This is a genomic window from Moorena producens PAL-8-15-08-1, assembly GCF_001767235.1.
Lineage (GTDB): Bacteria > Cyanobacteriota > Cyanobacteriia > Cyanobacteriales > Coleofasciculaceae > Moorena > Moorena producens_A.
Genome location: NZ_CP017599.1, coordinates 8,784,027 through 8,807,270 on the forward strand (window position 1 = coordinate 8,784,027; position 23,244 = coordinate 8,807,270).

Annotated in this window: 33 protein-coding genes; 12 read left to right on the plus strand and 21 right to left on the minus strand. The window is 39.3% G+C overall.

Going from position 1 to position 23,244, the window contains the following annotated elements:
• Nucleotides 1–73 precede the first annotated feature (73 nt).
• From BJP34_RS44975 to BJP34_RS49710, 3 genes are read left to right on the plus strand one after another with little or no spacing between them, the layout of a single operon-like run.
• The gene (locus tag BJP34_RS44975; RefSeq protein ID WP_229424128.1) at nt 74–217 is read left to right on the plus strand and encodes a hypothetical protein; all 144 of its coding nucleotides are present in this window, start codon (nt 74–76) and stop codon (nt 215–217) included.
• A gap of 60 nt (nt 218–277) precedes the next feature.
• A complete protein-coding gene (locus BJP34_RS32230) occupies nt 278–739 on the plus strand; it encodes a peptidoglycan-binding domain-containing protein (RefSeq protein WP_070395855.1) in 462 nt (153 codons plus the stop codon).
• Between the two features lie 40 nt (nt 740–779).
• Nucleotides 780–914 carry a hypothetical protein gene (locus BJP34_RS49710; RefSeq protein ID WP_267876421.1) on the plus strand — a complete coding sequence of 45 codons (135 nt, stop codon included), beginning with the start codon at nt 780–782 and terminating at the stop codon, nt 912–914.
• A gap of 195 nt (nt 915–1,109) precedes the next feature.
• On the opposite strand, the gene BJP34_RS32235 is transcribed toward BJP34_RS49710, so the two are convergent.
• Together BJP34_RS32235 and BJP34_RS32240 are read right to left on the minus strand one after the other, a co-directional pair.
• Nucleotides 1,110–1,514, minus strand: a complete 405-nt coding sequence (locus BJP34_RS32235) for a type II toxin-antitoxin system VapC family toxin (RefSeq protein ID WP_070395856.1) — start codon at nt 1,512–1,514, stop codon at nt 1,110–1,112.
• Nucleotides 1,514–1,756 (minus strand): DUF2281 domain-containing protein, encoded by a 243-nt coding sequence (locus tag BJP34_RS32240; RefSeq protein WP_070395857.1) that lies wholly within the window; start codon nt 1,754–1,756, stop codon nt 1,514–1,516. Before BJP34_RS32240 ends, BJP34_RS32235 begins: the two co-directional genes overlap by 1 nt.
• Before the next feature lie 451 nt (nt 1,757–2,207).
• Between BJP34_RS32240 and BJP34_RS32245 the strand changes: the two genes are divergently transcribed.
• Both BJP34_RS32245 and BJP34_RS46820 read left to right on the plus strand, forming a co-directional pair.
• The gene (locus BJP34_RS32245; RefSeq protein ID WP_070395858.1) at nt 2,208–3,428 is read left to right on the plus strand and encodes an RNA-guided endonuclease InsQ/TnpB family protein; all 1,221 of its coding nucleotides are present in this window, start codon (nt 2,208–2,210) and stop codon (nt 3,426–3,428) included.
• Between the two features lie 159 nt (nt 3,429–3,587).
• On the plus strand, nt 3,588–3,986 hold the full coding sequence (locus BJP34_RS46820; RefSeq protein ID WP_202972197.1) for a type II toxin-antitoxin system Phd/YefM family antitoxin: 399 nt from the start codon (nt 3,588–3,590) through the stop codon (nt 3,984–3,986).
• A gap of 39 nt (nt 3,987–4,025) precedes the next feature.
• Here BJP34_RS46820 and BJP34_RS50195 read toward each other — a convergent pair whose 3' ends face one another.
• Together BJP34_RS50195 and BJP34_RS32250 are read right to left on the minus strand one after the other, a co-directional pair.
• Entirely contained in the window at nt 4,026–4,280 is a 255-nt protein-coding gene (locus BJP34_RS50195) for a transposase (protein WP_324611101.1), read from the minus strand.
• On the minus strand, nt 4,258–5,133 hold the full coding sequence (locus BJP34_RS32250) for a transposase (RefSeq protein ID WP_324610985.1): 876 nt from the start codon (nt 5,131–5,133) through the stop codon (nt 4,258–4,260). The genes BJP34_RS50195 and BJP34_RS32250 overlap by 23 nt, the downstream gene beginning before the upstream one ends.
• A 70-nt stretch (nt 5,134–5,203) precedes the next feature.
• Between BJP34_RS32250 and tnpA the strand changes: the two genes are divergently transcribed.
• From tnpA to BJP34_RS32260, 3 genes are all read left to right on the plus strand, one after another.
• The gene (gene tnpA / locus BJP34_RS32255) at nt 5,204–5,611 is read left to right on the plus strand and encodes an IS200/IS605 family transposase (protein ID WP_070395859.1); all 408 of its coding nucleotides are present in this window, start codon (nt 5,204–5,206) and stop codon (nt 5,609–5,611) included.
• Between the two features lie 231 nt (nt 5,612–5,842).
• The gene (locus BJP34_RS44980) at nt 5,843–5,992 is read left to right on the plus strand and encodes a hypothetical protein (protein ID WP_158517586.1); all 150 of its coding nucleotides are present in this window, start codon (nt 5,843–5,845) and stop codon (nt 5,990–5,992) included.
• Nucleotides 5,993–6,212: 220 nt separating this feature from the next.
• On the plus strand, nt 6,213–6,548 hold the full coding sequence (locus BJP34_RS32260; protein WP_070395860.1) for a XisI protein: 336 nt from the start codon (nt 6,213–6,215) through the stop codon (nt 6,546–6,548).
• On the opposite strand, the gene BJP34_RS41540 is transcribed toward BJP34_RS32260, so the two are convergent.
• Nucleotides 6,514–6,726 carry a hypothetical protein gene (locus BJP34_RS41540; RefSeq protein ID WP_149031293.1) on the minus strand — a complete coding sequence of 71 codons (213 nt, stop codon included), beginning with the start codon at nt 6,724–6,726 and terminating at the stop codon, nt 6,514–6,516. The two genes, BJP34_RS32260 and BJP34_RS41540, sit on opposite strands and share 35 nt — an antisense overlap.
• Between BJP34_RS41540 and BJP34_RS32265 the strand changes: the two genes are divergently transcribed.
• Nucleotides 6,710–7,018, plus strand: coding sequence for a type II toxin-antitoxin system Phd/YefM family antitoxin (locus tag BJP34_RS32265; protein ID WP_229424130.1), 309 nt, complete (start codon nt 6,710–6,712; stop codon nt 7,016–7,018). The two genes, BJP34_RS41540 and BJP34_RS32265, sit on opposite strands and share 17 nt — an antisense overlap.
• Nucleotides 7,015–7,401 (plus strand): type II toxin-antitoxin system VapC family toxin, encoded by a 387-nt coding sequence (locus BJP34_RS32270; RefSeq protein ID WP_070395861.1) that lies wholly within the window; start codon nt 7,015–7,017, stop codon nt 7,399–7,401. The genes BJP34_RS32265 and BJP34_RS32270 overlap by 4 nt, the downstream gene beginning before the upstream one ends.
• Nucleotides 7,402–7,485: 84 nt before the next feature.
• Here BJP34_RS32270 and hpsU read toward each other — a convergent pair whose 3' ends face one another.
• Nucleotides 7,486–8,085 carry a hormogonium polysaccharide biosynthesis acetyltransferase HpsU gene (gene hpsU / locus BJP34_RS32275; protein ID WP_070396996.1) on the minus strand — a complete coding sequence of 200 codons (600 nt, stop codon included), beginning with the start codon at nt 8,083–8,085 and terminating at the stop codon, nt 7,486–7,488.
• Complete coding sequence (locus BJP34_RS41545) at nt 8,082–8,297, minus strand: hypothetical protein (RefSeq protein WP_149031294.1); 216 nt, start codon at nt 8,295–8,297, stop codon at nt 8,082–8,084. The genes hpsU and BJP34_RS41545 overlap by 4 nt, the downstream gene beginning before the upstream one ends.
• A 114-nt stretch (nt 8,298–8,411) precedes the next feature.
• Between BJP34_RS41545 and BJP34_RS32280 the strand changes: the two genes are divergently transcribed.
• Nucleotides 8,412–8,777, plus strand: a complete 366-nt coding sequence (locus BJP34_RS32280) for a four helix bundle protein (protein ID WP_070395862.1) — start codon at nt 8,412–8,414, stop codon at nt 8,775–8,777.
• Between the two features lie 401 nt (nt 8,778–9,178).
• On the opposite strand, the gene BJP34_RS32285 is transcribed toward BJP34_RS32280, so the two are convergent.
• The 14 genes from BJP34_RS32285 to BJP34_RS41550 form a co-directional block, all read right to left on the minus strand.
• Nucleotides 9,179–9,805 (minus strand): YdcF family protein, encoded by a 627-nt coding sequence (locus tag BJP34_RS32285; RefSeq protein ID WP_070395863.1) that lies wholly within the window; start codon nt 9,803–9,805, stop codon nt 9,179–9,181.
• Nucleotides 9,806–10,092: 287 nt separating this feature from the next.
• The gene (locus tag BJP34_RS32290; RefSeq protein ID WP_070395864.1) at nt 10,093–10,947 is read right to left on the minus strand and encodes a glycosyltransferase family 2 protein; all 855 of its coding nucleotides are present in this window, start codon (nt 10,945–10,947) and stop codon (nt 10,093–10,095) included.
• A gap of 11 nt (nt 10,948–10,958) precedes the next feature.
• On the minus strand, nt 10,959–11,276 hold the full coding sequence (locus tag BJP34_RS49715) for a methyltransferase domain-containing protein (protein ID WP_324611102.1): 318 nt from the start codon (nt 11,274–11,276) through the stop codon (nt 10,959–10,961).
• Nucleotides 11,231–11,545 (minus strand): class I SAM-dependent methyltransferase, encoded by a 315-nt coding sequence (locus BJP34_RS49720; RefSeq protein ID WP_267876422.1) that lies wholly within the window; start codon nt 11,543–11,545, stop codon nt 11,231–11,233. The genes BJP34_RS49715 and BJP34_RS49720 overlap by 46 nt, the downstream gene beginning before the upstream one ends.
• A gap of 75 nt (nt 11,546–11,620) precedes the next feature.
• Complete coding sequence (locus BJP34_RS32300) at nt 11,621–12,799, minus strand: glycosyltransferase (RefSeq protein WP_070395865.1); 1,179 nt, start codon at nt 12,797–12,799, stop codon at nt 11,621–11,623.
• 6 nt (nt 12,800–12,805) lie between these two features.
• A complete protein-coding gene (locus tag BJP34_RS32305; protein ID WP_070395866.1) occupies nt 12,806–13,933 on the minus strand; it encodes a glycosyltransferase in 1,128 nt (375 codons plus the stop codon).
• A 404-nt stretch (nt 13,934–14,337) separates the two neighbouring features.
• The gene (locus tag BJP34_RS32310) at nt 14,338–14,955 is read right to left on the minus strand and encodes an FkbM family methyltransferase (protein WP_070395867.1); all 618 of its coding nucleotides are present in this window, start codon (nt 14,953–14,955) and stop codon (nt 14,338–14,340) included.
• Between the two features lie 177 nt (nt 14,956–15,132).
• Entirely contained in the window at nt 15,133–16,353 is a 1,221-nt protein-coding gene (locus BJP34_RS32315) for an O-antigen ligase family protein (protein WP_070395868.1), read from the minus strand.
• A gap of 181 nt (nt 16,354–16,534) precedes the next feature.
• A complete protein-coding gene (locus BJP34_RS32320) occupies nt 16,535–17,548 on the minus strand; it encodes an alpha-1,2-fucosyltransferase (protein WP_070395869.1) in 1,014 nt (337 codons plus the stop codon).
• Between the two features lie 45 nt (nt 17,549–17,593).
• Nucleotides 17,594–18,928 (minus strand): flippase, encoded by a 1,335-nt coding sequence (locus BJP34_RS32325; RefSeq protein WP_070395870.1) that lies wholly within the window; start codon nt 18,926–18,928, stop codon nt 17,594–17,596.
• 275 nt (nt 18,929–19,203) lie between these two features.
• Nucleotides 19,204–20,010, minus strand: a complete 807-nt coding sequence (locus tag BJP34_RS32330; protein ID WP_083305461.1) for a DUF268 domain-containing protein — start codon at nt 20,008–20,010, stop codon at nt 19,204–19,206.
• Nucleotides 20,011–20,041: 31 nt separating this feature from the next.
• Nucleotides 20,042–20,662: a hypothetical protein gene (locus BJP34_RS32335; RefSeq protein WP_070395871.1), complete on the minus strand. Its 621-nt coding sequence runs from the start codon at nt 20,660–20,662 to the stop codon at nt 20,042–20,044.
• Nucleotides 20,663–20,822: 160 nt separating this feature from the next.
• Complete coding sequence (locus BJP34_RS32340; RefSeq protein ID WP_070395872.1) at nt 20,823–21,266, minus strand: hypothetical protein; 444 nt, start codon at nt 21,264–21,266, stop codon at nt 20,823–20,825.
• 843 nt (nt 21,267–22,109) lie between these two features.
• The gene (locus tag BJP34_RS41550) at nt 22,110–22,328 is read right to left on the minus strand and encodes a hypothetical protein (RefSeq protein WP_149031295.1); all 219 of its coding nucleotides are present in this window, start codon (nt 22,326–22,328) and stop codon (nt 22,110–22,112) included.
• Nucleotides 22,329–22,773: 445 nt separating this feature from the next.
• Here BJP34_RS41550 and BJP34_RS41555 point away from each other — a divergent pair, with 445 nt between their 5' ends.
• Entirely contained in the window at nt 22,774–22,962 is a 189-nt protein-coding gene (locus tag BJP34_RS41555) for a hypothetical protein (protein ID WP_149031296.1), read from the plus strand.
• The last annotated feature ends 282 nt before the right edge of the window (nt 22,963–23,244 follow it).

Consider the following 23,244-nt stretch of genomic DNA (forward strand, 5'->3'; position numbering starts at 1 on the left):
GAGTCTCAAAATCATAGGCTTTCTGTCCCTAACGCACCCTACACCTTACACCCTACACCCTAATCCCTTAATAGTGGTGCGTTACGGGACGGGCTTTAACAGGGGCGAAGAGGCGGAAAATCAGGGTGAGCCCGTCCCTAACGCACCCTACGCACTCTACACCCTACACCCTACACCCTACACCCTACTCCCTACTCCCTGCTCCCTACCCAATTGAAAACCTTTAATATAATAGTCGCTTGTTCACCAAAACCTATACACAACTTCAGGACAAATCATGAAAAACAACTCAGAAATACCAATTCCTAATCCTGCCCAAACCATGATGGCGGATGATCAAAGCATGAGCAATTTACCAGAAACCATGGATAATCAAGACCAAGGGATGGCAACCGCTCCATCGATGGAAAGCTCAGAAGAAATCATCAATATTGACGCCCAACATTCCTATCCTCCCTATCCTCCCTATAACCCACCATCCCTAACCCTTGATACAATTACTACTGTGACTATGCCAGTGCTGACTCCTGGTAACAATGGTGATGCGGTGCGATTTTTGCAGCAGATCCTAATTAGCTTGGGCTACACCATTGTTAGATTTAATGCCAATTTTGACCGATATACCTACCTAGGTGTGACTCAATTCCAACGCAACAACCGTTTGAAAGTGGATGGCGTAGTGGGCTGGCATACTTGGCGTAAGTTGGGTGAAGCGAGCGTATCCCGGCGTCGTTATTAGGGAGTAGGGAGTAGGGAGTAGGGAGTAGGGAGATGGGGAGATGGGGAGATGGGGAGATGGGGAGATGGGGAGTAAGATCAGTTTTCCCTCTTGCCTCTTGCCTCTTGCCTCTTGCCTATTCTTTATTCCCGATTCCCAATTCCCGATTCCCAATTCCCGATTCCCTCTCGATTAATCATTCGTCAAGGAAAAATTGACACAAATATCAAATATACTGCTCGCTTTGTGTATGCTTTAATTAAACAGATACCTCTCTAGCATTTTGATCGTTTCACATCTCAACTGAAAATGCTAGGGTTGATCAGATACTTTAGAAAAGTTAGCAATCAAAAAGACGACCGGATCAATTCGGTCATTTGTTATCATCCCTCTACTTAACATCGAGGACTTTCAACTGCAAGTTTTTTTGGTAAGCGCGGATTTCTCGATCCACAGTTGCTAGTGTCAAACCTTTCTCCAAAGCCTGGCTGATCAGCATCCTATCAAAGGGATCGCGATGGATCAGGGGCAATTTTGATAACTGAGTAACACTACCTTCATCAAGGTCGAGACTAGCAATTTGGTGAAGTTGACGCTGGTTTGGCAAAAACTTATCTGGTGGCTCTGGCAATGGTAGCTTACCCAGTTGATATTTGACTATTGCCTCCCAAACTGAAACAACACTCAAGTAGACTTCGTTATCTGGGTCGCGGATGATGTCTCGAACATCTGTCGATAGCATAGTGTCGCCACTGATGAACCATAGAAAAATATGCGTATCTAACAGAATTTTCACTAGTTCTCAAACTCGTCTAGAATTTCATCTGGCAACGGGGCATCAAAATCATCTGGGACTTTGAACTGGCCTATACAGAGTCCATATGGACGTAACTGCTTTTGAGGAGTAGTTTCAGACTGCTGCTGTCCATACTTGCCCAAGAGAAAATCAATGAAGTCTAATACCTGTTGCTGGAATACAGGTGGTAGCGCTTGCCATTTTACAAACAGTTCTTCCCTAGTTGCAGTAGGACTATCCATGATTTATTACCTTAAACTATAGTCCACTTTATTGTAGCTGTGAGTAAGTAGGGAACAGGCAAGAGGCAAGAGGCATGCATACAAGAGGCAAGAGGCATGCATACAAGAGGGAACGCTGAGCTGAGTCCCGATCTCCCGACAGTTTCGACAGTTGAGCTATGGGCGGCAGCCCCGCGCCCTACGCGGATATTGTGGGCGTCGGGAAGGATAGCCCGGTGATGGAGTGGAACGGAATCACCAATTAGGAATGTCTTGGCTCAGGGAAGCGAGCTATTAAGTTTTTAAGTACAACTGAATTGATTCATTCCCCTCCGTTCTGCTTCTTGTTCTAGCTTCTTTTTCTCATATTCGGTTAACCGAATTGTCATCTTTATTGTTTGAAATATGACTTGCAATTTGACTAGCTATATACTAAGATAGTAACAGGTCGATAAACCAGAGGACAAACAGAATGAGAGCTGCTTACCAGTACCGATTAAGATTAACCAAGACTCAAGTAATTCAAGTAGAGAAATGGTTAGAAATGTTGCGCTGCCAATATAACTACTTATTGGCTGACAGATTTGCCTGGTACGAACAAAATCGCTGTTCGATCAATGCATGTCCTTTGGTTTGTCATCTCCCAGAACTCAGGGATAATCCTGATTACTACTCTCAAAAACGAACTCTTCCCCAGCTCAAGCAAAATAGACCGTGGTACGGAGAAATTCATGCTCACGTTCTACAGGACTGCGTTAAACGAGTAGATTTAGCCTTTAAACGGTATCTCAAGGGCGATTGTAACGGTAGAATAAGTGGAAGACCTCGGTTTAAAGGAAAAGGCCGGTACCGTTCCTTAACTTTCCCTTCTCTTGGGAAAAACCCTATTGATGGCCACCGTTTAAAGTTACCTAAATTTGGGTGGGTCAAGATGGTTTACCACAGGTCAATCCCGGACGGCTTCAAGATTAAGACAGCTACAATTACCCGTAAAGCGGATGGGTACTATATCACCTTGTCGATCCAAGACGATACTGTACCTGAACTAATCCCTGTTGATCAGGTATCTAATCCTGTGGGGATTGATATGGGTCTTAAGTCGTTTTTGATTAAGTCTGATGGTACTGAGGTAGAGATTCCTCAATATTACCGAAAAGCTCAAAAACGGCTCAAGAAAATTCAGAAAGCCGTTAGCCGAACGAGAATTGGTAGCAATAACCGAAAAAAGGCTGTAACCAAACTAGGGAAGGCTCATAAAAAGGTAGCTGATACCCGAAAAGACTTTCATTTTAAGACGGCGTGCGGTCTGCTAGATGACCACGATCTAGTAGCCCATGAAAAGCTCAACATTAAAGGTCTAGCCAGGACTAAAATGGCTAAATCAGTTTTGGACGCTGGATGGGGTCAATTCCTGTCAATCCTCTCAGTCAAAGCCGAGAATGCTGGGCTGTTAACGGTTGCAGTTAATCCCAAGAATACTAGCCAGAACTGTTCAAACTGCGGGAAGAAAGTACCCAAAAAACTAAAAGACCGCACCCATTCCTGTCACCATTGTGGTTATATCGCAGATAGGGATGTTAATGCGGCTAAAAATATCTTGAAATTGGCGGTGGGGCATCCCGTCAGAAGTAAAGCTTACCGAGTAACCGAGGCAATGGCCGGTGTTGGTAAGAAGCCCGCGTTGTCCCGTTAGGGCAACGTCGGGAGTATGTCACAAAACCGTTGCACTGAGCACATAGTTTCGACACTCCCCCTCCGAAGTCCCTTTTCCTAATCAATAGTGATCAGAAAACCATTGCACTAGCCGTACAGTTTTGAAAACCGTTGCACTGGCCTCAAACTTTCTACACTCTTGCCGATTCCCGATTCCCGATTCCCGATTCCCTGCTCCGAAGCAGAAAACTATTGCACTGAGCAAATAGTTGAAAAAACCATTGCACTGACCACACACTTCCGACACTCTTGTCGATTCCCGATTCCCGATTCCCGATTCCCGATTCCCGATTCGCGCATTCGCGCATTCGCGCATTCCCTGCTCCCTTCTAATGGCTATACTCAAACCGTTGGCTCTGGAAGCATCATCATGCAGCAAATTCAGTTGAAGGAAGCAGAGACTAGACTCGCGGAACTACTTGAAGCAGCAGCAACAGGAGAAGAGGTTGTCATCCTCGGTATTGACATACTCACCGCCGAAGGAAGAACGGTGATTCTTGACAGATCATTGGGTTGTGCTGCCGTTCCCGTAGCGTGACCTACGGTCTCAGCAGTCTGACCATCCCTCCTTGTCCGTTTAGGGTCGTGCCGATGCCCCATGCCGACATGCATCTATATTTCTTGCAGCGTTAATATCTCTATCCTGCTCAGTGCCGCAACTCAAGCAGAGAATGGAACGAACAGATAAATCAAGTTTTCCCCATTTAAAACCACAATCTGAACAAATCTGACTAGTGGGCTCCCAGCGGCCAATAATCCTAAAATCTCTTCCATACTTGTCTGATTTTGCTTGACAAAGAGTCCTAAATTCAGACCATCCTTGCTGGCTTATAGCTAAGCGCTAACTTACGATTCTTGACCATTCCTGATACATTTAGATCTTCCAGGACTATTACTTGGTTTTCGACAACAGTCTTGGTCGATAGTTTATGCAGAAAGTCTTTTCTTTTGTTAGCTATTTCATTGTTTATTTTGGCTATTCTTCGTCGAGTTACTTCCCTGCGATTTGACCCTTTAAGCTGCTTGGCGAATTTATTCTGAGCTTTTCTTAACTTGCGATCCAGCCTTGAGTAGTCAGGGCTACGAACTTCGCTTCCGTCACTCATCACGGCAAATGTTTTAATACCTAAATCAATTCCGATACTTTGGTTCTTGGCATCGATTTCGACAGGCTCAACATCTACAACAAAACTCAAGAAATAATTATCTGTACAATCTTTGATGATAGTTACAGAACTTGGATCTGATGGTAGTGGCCTAGACCATATAGGCTTGACTACTCCAATCTTTGCCAAGTAAATACCCTCGCCCTGGATAGAGAAACCCCTACGAGTCAACCTAGCTAATTGTTTGTTGGTTCTCTTCTTGAACCTTGGAGGCTTAACTTTTCGACCTTTTCGCTTACCTTTGCAGGAATCAAAAAAGTTTTTATAAGCTATCCCCAGATCGGTTACAGACTGCTGCAAAGGAACTACTGAGACTTCAGACAACCATTGTCTTTCTTCGGTCTTCTTAGCTTGGGTAATAACTATTTTTTGTAGTTCCCCTGACTTAGGGAGCTTTTCATAATTTTTGCAAATAGCCAGAGCGTCGTTCCAGACAACCCGCACACAGCCAAACAACCTGGCTAGGTCGTTTTTCTGTTGGTCAGTTGGATAGAAACGATATTGATACCTGGCCTTCACTTGATTATCCTGTATTGGTCTGTACTAGGATTATAGTGTAGTCTACAAGATTTAACAATGGGATTCCGGAATATTGACACAGTATCACAAAGCAATCAGATGCACGCTTATATGTGTAACCAAATCCCGCCAAAAGATACTGACATCGACAAGCCTCAAAGCCATTGAAAACTCGTTCAGGGAAGTAGCCACAAAGATGAATTTTGAGGCTAGGGAATTTAATGGAGAATCCGATCATGTACACATACTGATTGAGCTTTGCTCACGCTACGCGAACGAGTACCCTCCAAAGCTATCAATTTCTCAGATAGTCAATAGTCTCAAAGAAGTATCTAGTCGCAGATACGGACAAGATGGATACCCAAAACCTAACGGAAAAACTGCACTATGGAGCCCCAGCTACTTTGCTGCATCGGTTGGCGGAGCCTCCATCAAAGTATTAAAAGAGTACATCAATAATCAGAAAAAGCCGTCCTAGAAGGACGGGGATGTGGCCTACGGCCTCCGCTACGCGAACATACCCAATTTTTTTGGTGAAAATGTCAGATGATTTTGATGAGTCGTTATATAGCAGTTTTTCAGCTAGTAAGGATAAGTTTTAGGGAGCAGGGACTGAGGCCGTGGGCCACGCGGGGCGCGTTCGGAGCAGTGGAAAGAGGCAGTATTTATAAATTCTTGTTAATTAAATAGCCTCATAACCCTGTCAGCCATGCAAAGCGCGAGTGGGGGAAACCCCCGCAGGTCGGCGCTGCATCGCTTGTATAATAAGCTTTCTGATTTTTTCAACCTTAAATTTAGCATAGCAGGTATCGAAGAACCAAAGTTTAGCAGAGAGTATGGCTGTGATCACGAAAGATAAAGCATTTGAAAGTTATCCGGTAACTATCTTATGGTGAAAGGATATATAGAATTTATTATAGTAATAAAGTATACAGGATTTCTTTCCTGCTCCCGTCTTGATGCAAAGCGCGAGTGGGGGAAACCCCCGCAGGTCTGCGCTGCATCGCTGCTCCCTACTCCCTACTCCCTACTCCCTAAAAAACGGCTATATTCGATCCTAACCAGGAGGTAATTGTGCAATGGATAAATTAAACCAGTATCGTGAAGCGATTAAAAAAATATTGACCGATTACAGCAAAATTAAACCTTCGTTTGGGGATATAGACCGTTATACTTCCTTTGATCTGGAAAATGACCACTATCAAATAATTAGTGTGGGTTGGGAAGAGCATCGCCGCGTCTATGGCTGCTTGATTCACATTGATATTATCAACGATAAAATTTGGATTCAATACGATGGGACGGAATATGGTGTGGCAAATGAGCTGACTGATGTGGGAATTCCTAAGTCTGACATTGTATTAGCCTTTCATACTCCGTTCATGCGTCAGTATAGTGATTTTGCAGTGGGTTGAAGGGAGTAGGGACTTCGGAGCAGGGAGTAGCTAAGAGGCAAGAGGCAAGAGGCAAGAGGCAAGAGGTAACGCTGAGCTGATTCCCCAGCTCCCCACACTTTCCACACTTGCGAAGACCATTGCACTGGCCGCCACTTCCGACACTATTGCCTATTGCTAGCATGCCTATTGCTAGCATGCCTACTCCCTGCTCCCTTCTAATTGCTATACTCAAAGGGTTGGCTCTGACAGGAACCGTGATCATGTACCAAATTCACGTGAAAGAAGCTGAGGCTAAACTCGCGGAACTACTTGAAGCAGCAGCAACAGGAGAAGAGGTTGTCATCCTCGGTAATGATGGGAAATCCTTTAGAATTGTGCCAATGATGGCAGTACAAGCAACCCCTAAGTTTGGTAGCGCTAAGGGGTTAGTGAAAATGTCAGAGGATTTTGATGAGCCATTGGAAGATTTTGTAGAATACGCTCCATGAAGCTCCTACTCGACACTCATACATTTTTGTGGTTTATTGAGGGCAGCCTCAATCTCAGTGACCTTGCCAGAAACGTGATCGAAGACCAAGGGAACCAGAGATTTTTGAGTGTTGCGAGTCTCTGGGAGATTTCCATCAAGGTTAGTATGAACAAGTTGCAACTTCGTATGCCTTTTACTGAGTTGGTTAAGCGCGAAGTTTACGGAAATGCCATGGAATTGTTGGAAATAAAACCAGAACATTTGGATGAATTAGCAAAGCTGTTTTTTCACCACAAAGATCCATTCGATCGGCTGATCATTGCTCAAAGTTTAGCAGAGGGCATGGCTGTGATCACGAAAGATAAAGCATTTGAAAGTTATCCGATTACTATCTTATGGTGAAAGGATATATAGAATTTATCATAGTAATAAAGTATACAGGATTTATTACCTGCTCCCTGCTCCGAAGTCCCTGCTCCCTACTCCCTACTCCCTACTCCCTATTTCCCTTCGATACCGAGCACGTGCTGGTGTCCCCCAGCATACTTGCTGCTCTGGGATATTACTAAACACACTGCTGCGAGCACCAATGACGGCATTGGCTCCAATCTCGACACCGGGCGCAACGAAGCAATCGGTGGCAATCCAGGCTCCGTTACCAACATGAATCTCAGCTGTGATTAACCCAAATCTTGGGTCTTTGATATCGTGACTACCGGTACAGAGGTAACATTTTTGGGAAATAATGCAGTGACTACCAATACGAATCCGATCGATGCTGTAGAACACTACATCATCCCCAATCCAACTGTAGTCACCAATTTCTACTTTCCAGGGATAAGTAAAACGAGCAGTCGGTCGAATGACGACATTCTTACCAATCTTGGCTCCAAATAATTGCAGCAGCCATCGGCGAAAACCATTGAAGTTATGAAGACTTAAGGGAAATGCGATCGCTTGCACCAACCACCAGATTAAGACTAACCAACTGGGACGCCCTCGGTCAAATTGAGATGAGTCGTATTTGCTTAAATCAACTAAGGGGGCTAATTCTAAGGCTGGTGGTTTACTTAAGTCAGTAGTCATATTTTTAGGGAGTAGGGAGTAGGGAGTAGGGAGCAGGGAAGAGGTAAAAGGGAGCAGGGAGCAGGGAGCAGAGGGACTTTTGGCAAATTTATATAGGTTAGTATTGTGAGTAGGGAAAAGGGAGCTGAGGCCGTAGGCCACGCGGGGCGCGTTCGGAGCAGGAAAGAGGGAAGAGGTAAGAGGTAAGAGGGACAAAATAATGTGTACTTCATAGCTATGATCAAGGCTATATAGCAACACAAATAAACCTCCCTGCTCCCTACTCCCTGCTCCCTGCTCCCTATTCCCTAAAAACATCTACCTCACCCAAATAATAATTGCCATCAATGTCAAACATTAATAATTTTAAAGACTTACTAATTTGGCAAAAAGCCATGGATATAGCCGAAAAGTGTTATTTATTAACTAAATTTTTTCCGAAAGATGAATTATACGGTATGGTTCAACAAATTAGGAGAGCTGCGGTATCTATTCCAGCAAATATATCAGAGGGATATGGGAGAAGGTCAACCCCTGAGTACATCAGATTTCTTAATATTGCCCAAGGGTCAATTAATGAATTAGAAACACATCTTATTTTATCCTCTAGAGTAGGACTATCTAAGCAAGACGATATAGAATTGATTGTTTCTTTACTCAAAGAGGAAAGTCGAATGATTATTGCTCTGATTAGAAAGCTAGAGCAATTGTAGGGAGTAGGGAATAGGGAGTAGGGAGTAGGGAGTAGGAAAGAGGGAGTAGGGAGCAGGGAGCAGGGAGTAGGGGTAAGAAAATTTTAGGGTTCTTCAGTACCTGCTATGCTAAATTTCAAGTTAAAAAAATCAAAAAGCTTACTCTACAAGCGATGCAGAGGTGCGTTTGACCCATTAAGAATTTAATTCTTAATGGGTCAAACGCACCATTACGGTCTTGGGGGTTTCCCCCATGAGCGACTGCATCAAGACAGGGTTTTGAGGCTATTTAATTAACAATAATTTCTAAATACTGCCTCTTTCCACTGCTCCGTGCGCGTAGCGTGGCCTACGGCCTCAGTCCCTGCTCCCTGCTCCCTGCTCCCTGCTCCCTGCTCCCGATTCCCGACTCCCTCCAAGAGTCAGGCTCTCAAATAATATTGAAGACTCGCTCCAGTACGACCAGTGACAATCCAGACTACCGAGCGCCCGACATCCCGTAGCACTCGCAGCCAGGATTCCTCAGGCCGCTGGGAGGGAATGGCCACAGGGGTGAAGGCAATACCGTGACTGCCGAAAACAAAGAAGGCGATCGCAATCGACCGACGCATGTGAAAGTCTGAGGTGATTAGATAGACATGGTGGATGTGATGGGTTTGGAAATCTTGAACCAGGGAGGTAAAGTTGGTGACCGTATCGATAGCACGCCGATCAAGATGTACTCGCTGATCAGGAATACCTGCTTCCTTAAAGACCTTTTGGGCTTGTGGGGTAGCCACTCCAGAAGAGACCCAAATATCAAGGTTAGGATGTTGCTGAGCAAACTCAGCTGTAAATGTTTCCCGTGCGATACCACCACCGAGGGTGAGAATCAACTGGGGGGTGGGGGATTGGAGATGGGCCAGCCCTAGGCGAATGGGAATGAAGGTAAGAGTAATAAATAGGATGGTGAGGGTAAATGCTACCCGGATTTTGCTTAGGGTTTTGCGAGGGTAGCTAAAGCGGGGTTTATTGATGAAAGGTCGGCGTGATGATAGTTTTCCTTTCATGGGTAGAATACAATGATTTTCCCGTAGGGTTATGTTGTAGGGAGCAGCGAGTGGGGAAGAGAATTGAGATGTACCTGACTAAACTAGGAAACGCTAATACCGCATTTCTGAAATATTTGACTTCCTATCTCCCGGACTTACCATACCCTACTATAATAGCGTTTTTCATAGCAATACAGAGGTAAGCAGGATTTTTCCCCTCTTCCCTCTTCCCTGCTCCCTGCTCCCTGCTCCCTGCTCCCTGCTTTATGCTCCCTGAAACCTGAAACATTTAAAACCGCTGTACCCTAGTTGCTAGTCAAGGTTTTATTTCTCAATTGGATCTCATAAATTTTAGCATCAACTAAAAAGCGATACCAAAAACCTTGCAAGAAATGGAAAATCATTCCTTCTTTACCATCCAAAAAGCCTAAGCCGATGACATAACGCAGTAAGAAGTAAATAAAGGCTCTCAAAAACAGGGGCGATCGTGCATAAAGATTTGTTTTGATCCACCGCCGCTGAGTGGCTTGAGAATGTTGACTGTCTTTCAACAAATCATCATTGCCATCGGCAATTGCACCTAGCATATCTTTTACTTCTCGGTCAGCATACCGGTTATGCTTATCTGTCCAGAAGTTTAAGCCTTTGTGATTTTCGTCGATAATGTCATGGTTGAGATTAGCAACTTTGCCTTGAGATAGGACAATATGTTCATCCATCCAGCGTTGTTCGCAGGTACCTATTCCGGTGCGCCAGACCCGGAGTAACCAGGTAGGATAGTAACCACCATTACGAATCCACCGTCCCATGAAAAAAACGCGACGTTTGACTTGATAGCCGGTAGTTTCCTCTGGAGTTTGGGGTAAAACATGTTTGAGTTCTGCTGCTAATTCAGGAGTGAGTCGTTCATCAGCATCCAGTCGCATTACCCAGGGAGTTTTAATGGGTAGGTTTTCTAGCCCCCAGTTGAGTTGTTTGGCATAATTTTCCCAGGGATGGTAAAAAACTTGGCAGTTTGCTTGTTTGGCAATTTCAACTGTTTGATCAGTACTGCCAGAGTCTACGATAAATATTTCTGCATCTAGGGATTTTAAGCTAGCCAAGCAGGTTGGTAAGTTTAGGGCTTCATTGTATGTTAAAACGATTACAGATAATCGCATTTTAATCTGATTTATTTAAGTTTAGAGCAACACAACATGGACTTCCATAGGTATGGCAATCTACCAGCAAACTTGAATTGAATATCTGTGTAGCCTTCTGTCTCCAAAAGCTTGCTTAAGGTTTTAACTGAGAAAAATTTAATGTGACCTCCATCCCAAAATACATGGAAGTGAGGATCCATTTTGCCGGAAACAGCAAGAACAAGATTTTTTAAATACCCGTGATAGGGTGTAGTTATAATTAAATGTCCTCCTGGGTTTATACATTTTCGAGCCAATCGTACTAATTCTTTGGGATAAAAAAAATGCTCAATAACCTCAACTGCAATAACAACGTCAAAAGCAAAAGCTCGGCTTTGGGTGAATCATAAATGCTGGCTTGAATAAACTGGCAATTAGGAAAATTTTGACTGGCAATTTCTGCGCCTGAAGGAGACTCTTCCATACCAACAACTTCGTAGCCTTGTTGAGCAATTAGATTACTGAGGCTACCATTTCCGCATCCAATGTCGAGAACTCGAAGTTTACCCCCCCCATTTAGCTTTAGCTTTTTCTGCAAGCATTGATAGTAGTGGAGTAGCCAAAAATCCATGGGCATTTGTTAAAGTATTACTTTGGTATAAATACTCATATTCTTTTAGATATTGTGTCATAATTACCTTGTTATTAGTTTTTAGGGAGAAACTAAATTTTTGTTAATAATGGAGGTGTAAGCTTCAATCATTTTTGTCGCAATTCTGTCCCAGGTATAGTTTTCTAGGATGAATTTACGAGCGCGAACACCCATTTCTTGAGCCTCTTGGGGAGCTTTCAAACATTTGATTAAAGCTTCAGAAATAGCATTGGCGTCAATATCAACGATATGAGCAGCTTTGGCAGTAGCTGCTTCAGGGAAATTGCAGCCTGTGGTAATGACGCAAGGTAAACCTGAAGCCATACCTTCTAGCACAGACATACTAAACCCTTCAGAGTAGGAAGGAGCAACATAAATACTAGCAGCGGCAAGGGCAGCAGATTTAAGAGAGCCTGTTAGCATCCCTGTAAAGGTAACAGCATCAAGGCAACCTGCGTTAGCAAAGTAGTCTTTGGCCGTAGGTAGAAAGCCAATGTTATCAGGACCTGCAATAATTAGGTGAGTGTCGGAAAATTTAGAATGTATCTTACCAAAAGCTGTGGCTAGCAAGTCTAATCCTTTTTTGGGGTCGATACGTCCTAAGAAAAAAATCAGAGTTTTGTTACTAGTAGCTGGAAACTGTTTATAAAAAAGTTCAGGATTAGGGAGTTGTTCAAAGTCTTGACGATGTAACCCGTTGGGAATGATTATTTGAGGAGGTTTCAGGTTAAGTAACTTGATATTATCAGCTTCAGCTGATGATAGCATTTGGATTACACTGGCACGTTGAAGAACAGGTTTTTCGACTATACTATAGTAAATGCGCTTTTTCCACGCTTTGTAGGAGAGTGCCCAAGGTTCAAGCATTCCTTGAGGATTCATCACGTATGGAATGCCGTAAAGCTGGCAAATCCAGTGAGCAATTAAAGTAGGAATAGAAAAAATAGCTATTGTATGTACTACATCGTAGTGCTTTATTTGTTGAAACAACCATCGAGTCAATGACCAACTCATTTTATAGTCGTTCAATCCCCAATAGGGAAAGTATTGAACTCGATAGTATTTCTCTTTAACCCAGGTATGCAGTGGAACATTTAATCTTGTAGTACCATTAGCATCTGTGGTAACTATATCAACATCAAGGTTATGTTTACCAAGTGCTTGGGCTAATTCAATGGCAATTTTGGATGTTCCACCATAGACATTTCCCAAAGCAGGAATAACAATGAGGATTTTCATTGGTTTCTAGTGTTCTAAAGCGTATTGAACAGCTTGCATCAATCCTTCAGCAAAATAATCAGGTGAGAATTTATGAATATGTTCTAAAGATGCTTTACCCATTTTTTCTAAGTTAATTTCTCCCGAACTCATTTTGAGCATTAATTCGGTAATTTGTTGAGGGTTTTCGGGGTCAAATTCAAAACCGTTAACACCCTCAATTACTAAATCTTCAAAGCAACCGCAGCGGTTAGATACAAGCACTGGTAAACCTGCTGCCATTGCTTCGTTTACTACTAATCCCCACTGCTCTTGGATACTGGCATGGATAAAGTAGTTTGCATGGGCAAAGTATGGTAAGAGTTGATCTTGTTGAAGAAAGCCAGGTAAATGAACGGAGTCTTGTAAATTTAGTTCAGCAATTTGCTGTTCAATTTGCGGACGTAGTTCACCATCACCACATAGAACTAAATCATAAAAAGGTTCTGGAGAAGCTTGGCGATAGTTAACATAGGCCTCCAATAAAGTAAAAAGGTTTTTTTTTGGAACAAATCTATTAACTGCAAGAAAATAATGTCTTTTTAGCGGACTTGGCAATTTTTTAATTATCAAGGGATTCAATGAATCATTTCCTACAACATTGTATCCTAATTTAATGGACTCCGATAACATACCTAGTTTGGCTAGATACCTTTTTTGAGGTTTTCCTCCAACTAACGCGCTATTGTAGCATTTTACAATTTGGCTTTTGATTTTTTCAACAATTAGATTACGTTGAAAATCATCTTCCTTGCTAGCTGATAAAAGAATTGCTTTTTTATTGTTTAAAATGCTCCAAGCTAATGCAGCAAACATAGGAGGTTGGGCATAACCAGCAATAGCAATCACATCTGGATTAATTTGATAAAGTGCTTTAATTAAGCAAGAGATAAGTGATATTGTATTTACTGATTCGAGAGGACGGTCATGCACTAATGTTGTAAACTTTAAAGGTAATTCCTTAAGAGAGGCTCTCCAAGGATAAAGGGCTTCCACTCGCGCTAGCTCAATGCAATTTAAACTCCAGGCTTCTTTTTGACATACTTTATGAAAAGCTTCTAATCTTGCTAAATGATAAGGACCATAATTAGTAAATAGAACAACTATTGAAACCATAAGATATCAAAATATAGCAATTATACGACTTGTGAGGTACAAATTTTTGGTTTTTAGGGAGCAGGGAGCAGCGATGTAGCGCGGTCTTGGGGGTTTCCCCCATGAGCGACTGCATCAAGACGGGAGCAGGGATTAAGCAAGAGCCAAGAGCTAAGAGCCAAGAGTGAAACAATTATGTGTACCTCATGAGTCCTAGAAACGCTATATTAGCATTTTTTTACAAAGGTATAGTTTCCATTACCTTGTGAATAAACCAACTCATAGCCAATGTCAAGCAAACTTTTTACTGATCTTTCAATTCTTTTTTGATATTGATCATTAAGTGGATTACAACACTCATCATATTCAATACAAATAACTTTGATATCAATACAGTCTTCAATTATGGATTCAATGACTTTGTATTATGCTCCTTCTATATCTATTTTGATAAGGTCAATTTTTTTATGACCAATATCTTCCATAATTTGTCGGAGTCTTTTTACTTTAACTTCTATATAATCAGAAGTTTTTTGAAGATTTATAAGAGAGTGAGAAACATGGTCTGGATTTTGTGGAACGTAAAACTTCAACGTATCTTCTTTGTTCCATAGCCCTATTTCAAAAAAATGATATTTAGAATTATTGCCAGCCACTTTTTGGACATACTTGATGGCTCGCGGAGTGGGGTCAAAGGCAAAGACATCGCAACCAAATTGATTAATCAGGCCAATATCAAAGGATATATCTTCACCACATCCAACACAATAACAAATAGAGCTTGCATCAAGTAGGCTAGCTGGAACTACCCAGCCTCCGTACTTTGTTCCAATCTCTTTCAAATCATTTCGATTGTTGATTTTTGTAAGTGATATTTTGTCCCAACCGAACAACCTATAGGCATTATTATATAACTTGTCTACGACCTTACGCGGTATTTGTTGTAACTTCATTTTTATACCTATTTTTTTGACTTTGCAATTAATCAAAATAATCAAAATAAAATTTTTTATTTTGATTATTTTGATTACGGCGGTTTGCATAACTATCAGGTATACAGGATTGTTTTCTATCTTGCCTCTTACCTACTCCCTGCTCTCTGCTCCCTGCTCCCTAAAAAAACAGAACTTTATACCTAACTTAATGGCAAAATACTGTATATGTTTTATATCATTAAATTTATATTTTTTATTGATTTAACTATAATATAAATTATCAGATTATCTATATAATTTGTTTTTATATTTACTTCTTTTTTTATTGAAAACAGGTAATTTAAAATAAGAGATTAGTATACCTATTGCACATAAAGGTATATAGCTTCTATAAGGGTCTCCATGAAAGCTCCATAAACAAGTTGCCTGAATAAATAAAATCACACAAAATAAATTTATAGTCCAATAATCACTATTTTTGTAATAAAAATTAGTACTTAAGTTAATTGTAAAAAAATTTTTAATACACAACAACCCTAAATAAAAAAAAGGAATTGAAAATGTTAGTAAACCTAAGATACCAAGTTCACTTGCTGACTGTAGAAAAGCATTATGTACATTACCCGCCGAATATATACCACCTCCAAAAATTGGATTTTCAATAAAAATACTAATTGCATTGTTATATAATATTACTCTTCCACTAGCTGAATCATCTAATTTTGTATATTCATCACCAAAAAAAATTGATGATATTGTGCCCAGTCTAGAAAATTGGTCTGATACATTTTGCATCCAAAGGTTATCTGCACCCCACAAATTATCAGCAAGATTTGATGACAAAGTAAAAGTTATTAAACTAAATCCCAATAATAGAATAATCAAATTATTAAAAAAAATAGTTTGATTAGTTGTTTTTATGCTTTGATATGAAGGAGATATTTTTAACCAAATCATTGCTATTAGTATTAAAAAAATACTTATACAGCAAAAAATTAAAGCACTTCTAGTTCCGGAAAGGAGGGTAATATAAAAACCTGTTATAAAAGCTAAAACAGAATATATTTTAACGCTTATTTTAACTTTATTTGTAAAAAAAATAATCAAGCTAGTAGTACAACAATAAGCACCTAAGTAACCAGTATTTATAGGATTATTGGATGAACCTGCAACCAGTCTAACACCATCACCGGTAAACGAAGCTGAACCGCTCAATAGTTGAGATAAAAGTAAAATTGAAGTCACCCAAGTTAAGATATTGGTACAATAAAATATTATTTTTATTTGTTTAAACAATAGTGCTCTTGAGATAAATAGAGAAAAACTATAACAAGTAAAATAAATAAATAAAAATTGAGGAATCTGATATTGTTTTGTTGCTAAAGAGTTATAATCAATTATAACTAAACTAAAAAATAATAAATATAAAGTTTCCAATCCGCCTAAAGATAATAATTTTTGTTTATTATCTTTAGCTATCCAAAAACTGCAAACAGTAATTATCAATAATAATATTTGATATAACGCTGTCAGCCACTGTGGCTTGAAATTTATCAAACCAGTAACATAAAAATATAACTGAAATCCCTGAAAATATAAACTAATTGCTAAACATGGTATAAAGTATAATTTTTTTTTATATTTTTCATGATAATAAATAATCCAAAAAAAATATTAATAATTTTATTTATTTAACTCCTATTGACATATGCGAATGTAAAATAGCATCAAAGATATGATTTTTAAAAATTTCATTTTTACTAATCGGTTGTGATTTATCATATAATGGAAGTATAGGTGTATTGCCCATAAACCCAGCCCAAGTACCAAATGTACTGGGTGGAGTCATAACTAAGTCGCATTGTGATAACTCAGCTATACTTTCAACATAATGCCCAGAGGCACCAGCTATACCTGTAGCAAAAACAACATCCAATCCATCAAATTTCATGTGGTATTGTGGCTGATCCGAAGTAACAATAAAACCAACACTACCAAACTCACTGAATAATTTTTTGGCCTCAATTATCCAGTTTATATATTGATTAGTATCAAAAAAAAATCTTCCATTGGCATATTGGCGGTAGTCACCTTGTCTGATTAAAACACCAATTAAAAAATCATAGTTTTTTCTTAATTTTTTAATAAATTCATCAGCGACATTTGTATAAATTGAATTAAATCTTAAATAACTTCTAATCAACGACTGATGTTTTCTAAATAATGACCAACTTCTTATTGGCCATCCACTTAAAAGTGTTATATTTGCTTTTTCAAAAAACTTTATATCGTTCATATTATCTAAAGATAGTTTATCTATTTTTTCATAGCTAGAGAAAGATGACAGTCTTTTATCTCCTACAATGATTGATTGCATACCAGGATCAATAGCAGCGTAAACACATAGTATATCTATTAGATTACTTTTTATTAATTTTGATATTTTATTGGGAAAAAGCCTTAAAAAATTATTTAAATTATCAAAATTTTTACACTTTTCATGACTACTAGGAATTATGCATCTTTTGTCTTCTGATAAATTTTCTAAAAGATGGGCATAAGGCCAAAATGCCATATTAATCAAATCATACTCATTAGAGTGTTCAAGAATAAATGCAATTAAATGACCATAATTAATCAACTGATTTCCAAATCTACCCCCACCTTGAGTAAAAATTATCAGCTTTTTATGTGAGTTCATGTTAATTATTTAAATTTAAAAGTGCTATAATTTAAAAAAATAATACTAATTTTTTTTAGAATTTATTTTTAATCTAAAAGGTGTCAATATTCCTATGATCATAGCGCGAAAATTACTATATATTCTTGGATAAAAAATATCAGAAACAAATGTCATAACTCCAAAGGAAAATATAGTTGCCCATAGAGCACCAATAGATGCATATCTTGGAATCAAAATATAATTGCAAACAATATTGGTAACTGCACCTAATAAACCAGTTATTAATGAATACAAAAATAAACTGTCATTTGCTATAAATAAATTTTTTGCTACACCAAAATTAGTAAAAAATAACCTTATTGAAAAAAGTGGCAATAATTGACTTGCTAGAGTATACTCTTGACCATATAATAGTAAAACTATTGGACGAGAAAAAATGAAAATTGGAACCGCAGTGATGACAAATATAATAAACATTAATCTATATAGATTTGTCAATCTATCGTAATACAATTGGTTACTAATAAGTTTTGATTTTGAGATCACAGGAGCCATAGATTGACAAATAATACCTGGAACAAATGCAACAGCCTCTATTAAACGCATTGCTACAGAATATTGTCCAAGTTCAGATTCATTAATCATTTGTCCTAACATCACCTGATCGATTCTAGATTGAATTATGATGGCAGTTGCAGAAAGTAAAACTGGCCAAGATTCATTAAGTATACTTTTAGCTCTTTGTATATTAAATGACCAAGACTTAAGAGATAATCCAGAAACTCTATAGTTTATAACTAACATTATAGAGCTAATAACAGTTTCTAAGACAAATGCAATTACAAAACCAATTAATGGAGCTTGAACTTTTATTAAAAAAACTTTTAATAAACTTACCAAACAGTATGCTGTTATTTTACTGATCGCTACATACTTTGACTTAATTTGCGATTGGAACCAAAAATCAATAGCTTCAAATGCATTAACTATTTTGCCGACTGCTATGATTCCAATTAAAACGTGAAATAATGTATCTCCGGGGCGAAGATACATGATTATACTTAATGCTAGAAAAAAACTAATTATTGCACCAATTAATTTAAGTATAAATGTAGTGCCTAGGATTTCATTCATGGAACTAGGTTGACGAACAATGTCTCGCACTACAATGTTCGGTAAGCCTAAATGAAAAAGAGGAGCAAATAAATCTACAAATGATAATGCATAAATATAAATTCCAAACTCCTCAACTCCTAAGTATCTAGCTAACCAAATTCCTACAAAAAGCTCTAATACTATACGGATTGCTCTTTGTGCAACTAACCACGAACTATTCTTTAATACTTTTTTGACATTTGGGTTATAATGTTGAAGTTTAACAACTAATCGTTTTAACATTATCAATATAAATTACTTGTTTTTGGGAGCGTTTTTATTTTTTTATAAGATAACAAATATTCAAAAAGTAGCGCCACTAAAGTTATAGATTTTTTTAGTATGTACATTTAATTTTGTTATGTTTACTCCCTACTCCACACTCCCTGCTTCCTAAAATCCAAGAATTTGTTCCTTACCAAATTTAAAATTGTTATGCAAACTATATTTTAGTATATTGATAATTTTCTAGATGACTCTGACTCTCTAAAGTGTAAATAGGAAATAGTAGAAACCAATTAACTCTTCTGAAAAACAAATATACCGCAAGCACGACGTACCTTTTGAAAGTCACTATAATCAGCGGGATATATCAAGTTTCCAGCTTCATTAACAGCAGCAAAATCAATGAGATTTAGTTCTGAAAAAGCTTTAATAATTGTATTTGGATCAAAAACTCGTTGAGCATTGAACTCGACTCTTTCTCTACCAATTGGTACAGAAAAAAATAGCTTTCCGTTAGGTGCTAGTATACGCTGAAGCTCTAGTATTCCTTTGATATGACCCATGGGATCAATAGGATCTCCATAACGTCCTAGACCAATATGTTCCATTGCATGTAAGCAAGATAATGAAGATATTGAGCCATCAGGTAAATCAAGGCTAGTTACATCCCCTTGATAAAAATTTAGACCTTCGAGATCGGATTCAAGTTTACGAATGTCAATAACATTGATAGAACGAAAAGTCAGTAAATGAGCGACAAAGCCATCGATGCGAGAGCCTACATCCCAATGCTCTTTGGGTTGTTCTTCATAGATTTTTCTGGCTACCCACAGGTCTTGGTGAAAATAATCACCTTTGGCTACCCCTGCATCTGAATATCGATCACTGAGAAAAGGATGTAGATGATGTAAGTGAATATTAAAAGAATTACTTGAGGATTGAGCGGAGATGTATTGAATCAGATCCTTAATATAGCCAAGTAAGCCTCGAATACTTGCCAAAATATTGATTGGATTGACACCGGTTATTCCTAAAATTAATCTATAGGGTAAAGTTACTGCTATCCTGAGCCTACCCTTCAAAAATATAGAGTTTTCCATAATAGTATTTATCTGTTAAGGTAAGTTGTTGCTATGCTGTAATTTTCGATCGCAGAACTATCAAAATTTGATCTAAGTGGACAGTGATATCATATTCACTAAAATTGTCTTCGAGTGCATTAAATATAGCTGATTTTTTCGGAAAACCAGCATCAGTGCCAAATGTTCTAAAGTCATCAATAATGACAGCATTAACCTTACTCTTATAGCGAGCAATCGTTTTTAGCTCTTCGATAGCTGGCTCTGGTAAATCTCCACAGGCTGTATCACCACCGGATGCATGGCCATCTAGAAAGATCAGAACATTATCAATATCGTCACTTGCCAAAACTTTGGGTAATTGATCAAGGCCATCTCCTTCGAGAACTTCAATATGTTTATGTCGAGATAGAAAATTTCGGGCTTTCTCTGCTAATACCTTGTCAAGTTCAACCGTATAAATCTTTTGAAATATGGGAGCACAACGATTTGTCGTTACACCAAGATAGGTTCCTGTCTCCACTAACACCTTCGATTGAGTCTTTTTCTGTAAACTTTTTATCTGCCGAAACTTAGTGTAGCTGTGGGGATTTGAAAATTTAAATCCAAAAATTCGATATAAGTCAACGATATGGCCTATAACAGCTTCCAATTCTCTATTTTGCTTATTCATAAAATTACCTGGGTTTGGTTTAAGTCAATGGGAGATATTACTCTCCGCAATTTTAATACCGTTTGTCTTTTGTTAAATTTTATAAAGATTGAAGGTTTTGAAAAAATTTGAAATTTCCATAAAATAGCAATTTATCCTAACTACTCATAAACCTAAAAAACTAAATTGCCCCAAAATCCTTAACCCCATAAAAACCAATTCGTTTAGACTGCCTACGAGTAAACTCCCCCACAGAAGAATTCCCATTCGGATCGATCACCCCTGTTACCTGCTGCCATAACTCAGCCGGAGCCAACGATACCTTATAAGTGCGATCGCCACTCTTGCACACGTGATACCACTTAGTTTCCTGGCACTCACTACACCAAAAAGCCTCTAGCCATTCTCCTTCGATAGCTACTGTAGTTTTACTCGCTATCAGCATCAAGGCATATTTTGGTTTAACACCACGCTCCTGAAGTTGTCCTGGCCGGTCAGCAAACAACCGATACTTTTGACTAACGCTATCAAGGTAGCAACCATGAATCGGACATAAAATAGCTCTTCGTTTAGAACGCTTCCGGTTGCGTTGACATCGTTTGGTTTGAGGTGTTGATGGTGGCATTAGGGAGTAGGGGGTAGGGTGTAGGGTGTAGGGTGTAGGGAGCAGGGAGCAGGGAGCAGGGAGTAGGGAGTAGGGAGTAGGGGGTAGGGTGTAGGGTGTAGGGATTAGGGAGTAGGGAATTTAGAATTTAGAATGAAGAATTAAGAATTCTAGCGTTTATGGCATTTATGAGGTACAATTATCAACCTCAAAGTCCCCCTTTTTAAGCAGGGCTGTTTCATTCTCGCCAAAAATAGATGGGGAGATGGGGAGATGGGGAGATGGGGAGAAAAGGAGCGCGAATACTCAGGATTTTGGGCAAATTTATCTAACCTTCCTCGAAGGCCGTTAACAAATTGTTAGTGATTTGAGTTGATTGAAGGTGGCTAATTCGTCAGATTTTAATGACTAAATTTGGGTATTTTTCGGGAAATTTTAGTTGATTTCCCTATCCCCCTATCCCCCTATCCCCCTATCTCCAATAATCGTTAACTTACTAAAGTTTGAAACAGCCCTACCCCTTTTTAAGGGGGACCAACGGGGGATCCCTTTGTCCCTCATGGAAAAGATAATTGCTATAAGAATTTAGAATTTAGAATTTATACCAGTTTTCAAAAGTAGTGTCATACTTACAATAAAAAAATAACCATATACATTGGGTTTAGCCATCTTTATGTATGTCATGACTTTTGATTTTTGGTATTAGAATTTAGAGGTTGTCTGAGAAGTCTCATTTGCTACATCCAAGCCCCCTAAATCCCCCAATTTTGGGGGACTTGTAGAAGCAAATAGACTCTTGTTCCCCCCAAAGTTGGGGGGCTAGGGGGGCAAAATTCAGTATAAAACAACTTTTCAGATATCCTCTTAGAATCGGGAGGCAACGGTAGAACCGGCATCTTGCCACTGTCCCAACCGTAGAACTGGCATCTTGCCAGTATCCCAACCGTAGAACTGGCATCTTGCCAGTATCCCAACCGTAGAACTGGCATCTTGCCAGTATCCCAACCGTAGAACAGGCATCTTGCCTGTTTCCTCAACGGTAGAACTGGCATCTTGCCACTGTCCCAACCGTAGAATAGGCATCTTGCCTGTTTCATTTTTCCGGCAGCCAGGATGCCCACCCCACTCCTATTCATTCCGCCCCTCAGCAATGCCCTGATATAGCAATACCCATTAAGGTTAGGACATTGATAAAAGGTAAAAAACTTTTGTAGTCAACTTTTGCCTCTTGCCTCTTGCCTCTTGCCTTGCGCGTAGCGCTATAGCTTACCCTGAAACTCTTCCCCCTACTCCCTACTCCCTACTCCCTACTCCCTAAAACCATAGACACACTCTCCCCCTTAATCACTTTCCTGCTGTTGACATCACAACTAATGAAAAGTGGTGTGGGGAGAGACTGAGATCAATAGGACCATCGAAGCCCACTCCTAAATGTAAGGTTCTAGATAGTAATAACTAGCTAGTATTTAGTTTTAGCGGTTAGTAGTCAGTAGAACAGGCATCTTGCCTGTTTCCTCAACTGTGTTCAGTGGTCAGTGGTCAGCTTTTAGCCTTGGCCAAAGGCCACGCTACGCGAACAGCCGTCAGCCTTCAGCCGTGGCACAGGCTTCCAGCCTGTGACTTAACTCAAATGCTTACCTGTTGTCTTGATGCAGTCGCTCATGGGGGAAACCCCCTGTTCCCTTGCTGCATCGCTTATTCAAAAGCTGATAGCTGATAGCTGATAGCTGATAGCTGATAGCTGATAGCTGATAGCTGATGGCTGAAAGCTGATAGTTTACGATTATCTCTTAAACAAATCAGTCAATCAAACCTTAGTAGTTAACCCCCAATTAGTTATTCTAATTAATCTGTATTTTTCAGGAATATTTAGTAATCATGTTTATTTTTTTGATAAAATTTGAGGTACTTAATTTGTATAAATATCCGCTCATTGCCTAAGCAAACTATAAAATTATTTCGTTAAATTAGTGGTGATTATTTAAGCACTAATTCTGTA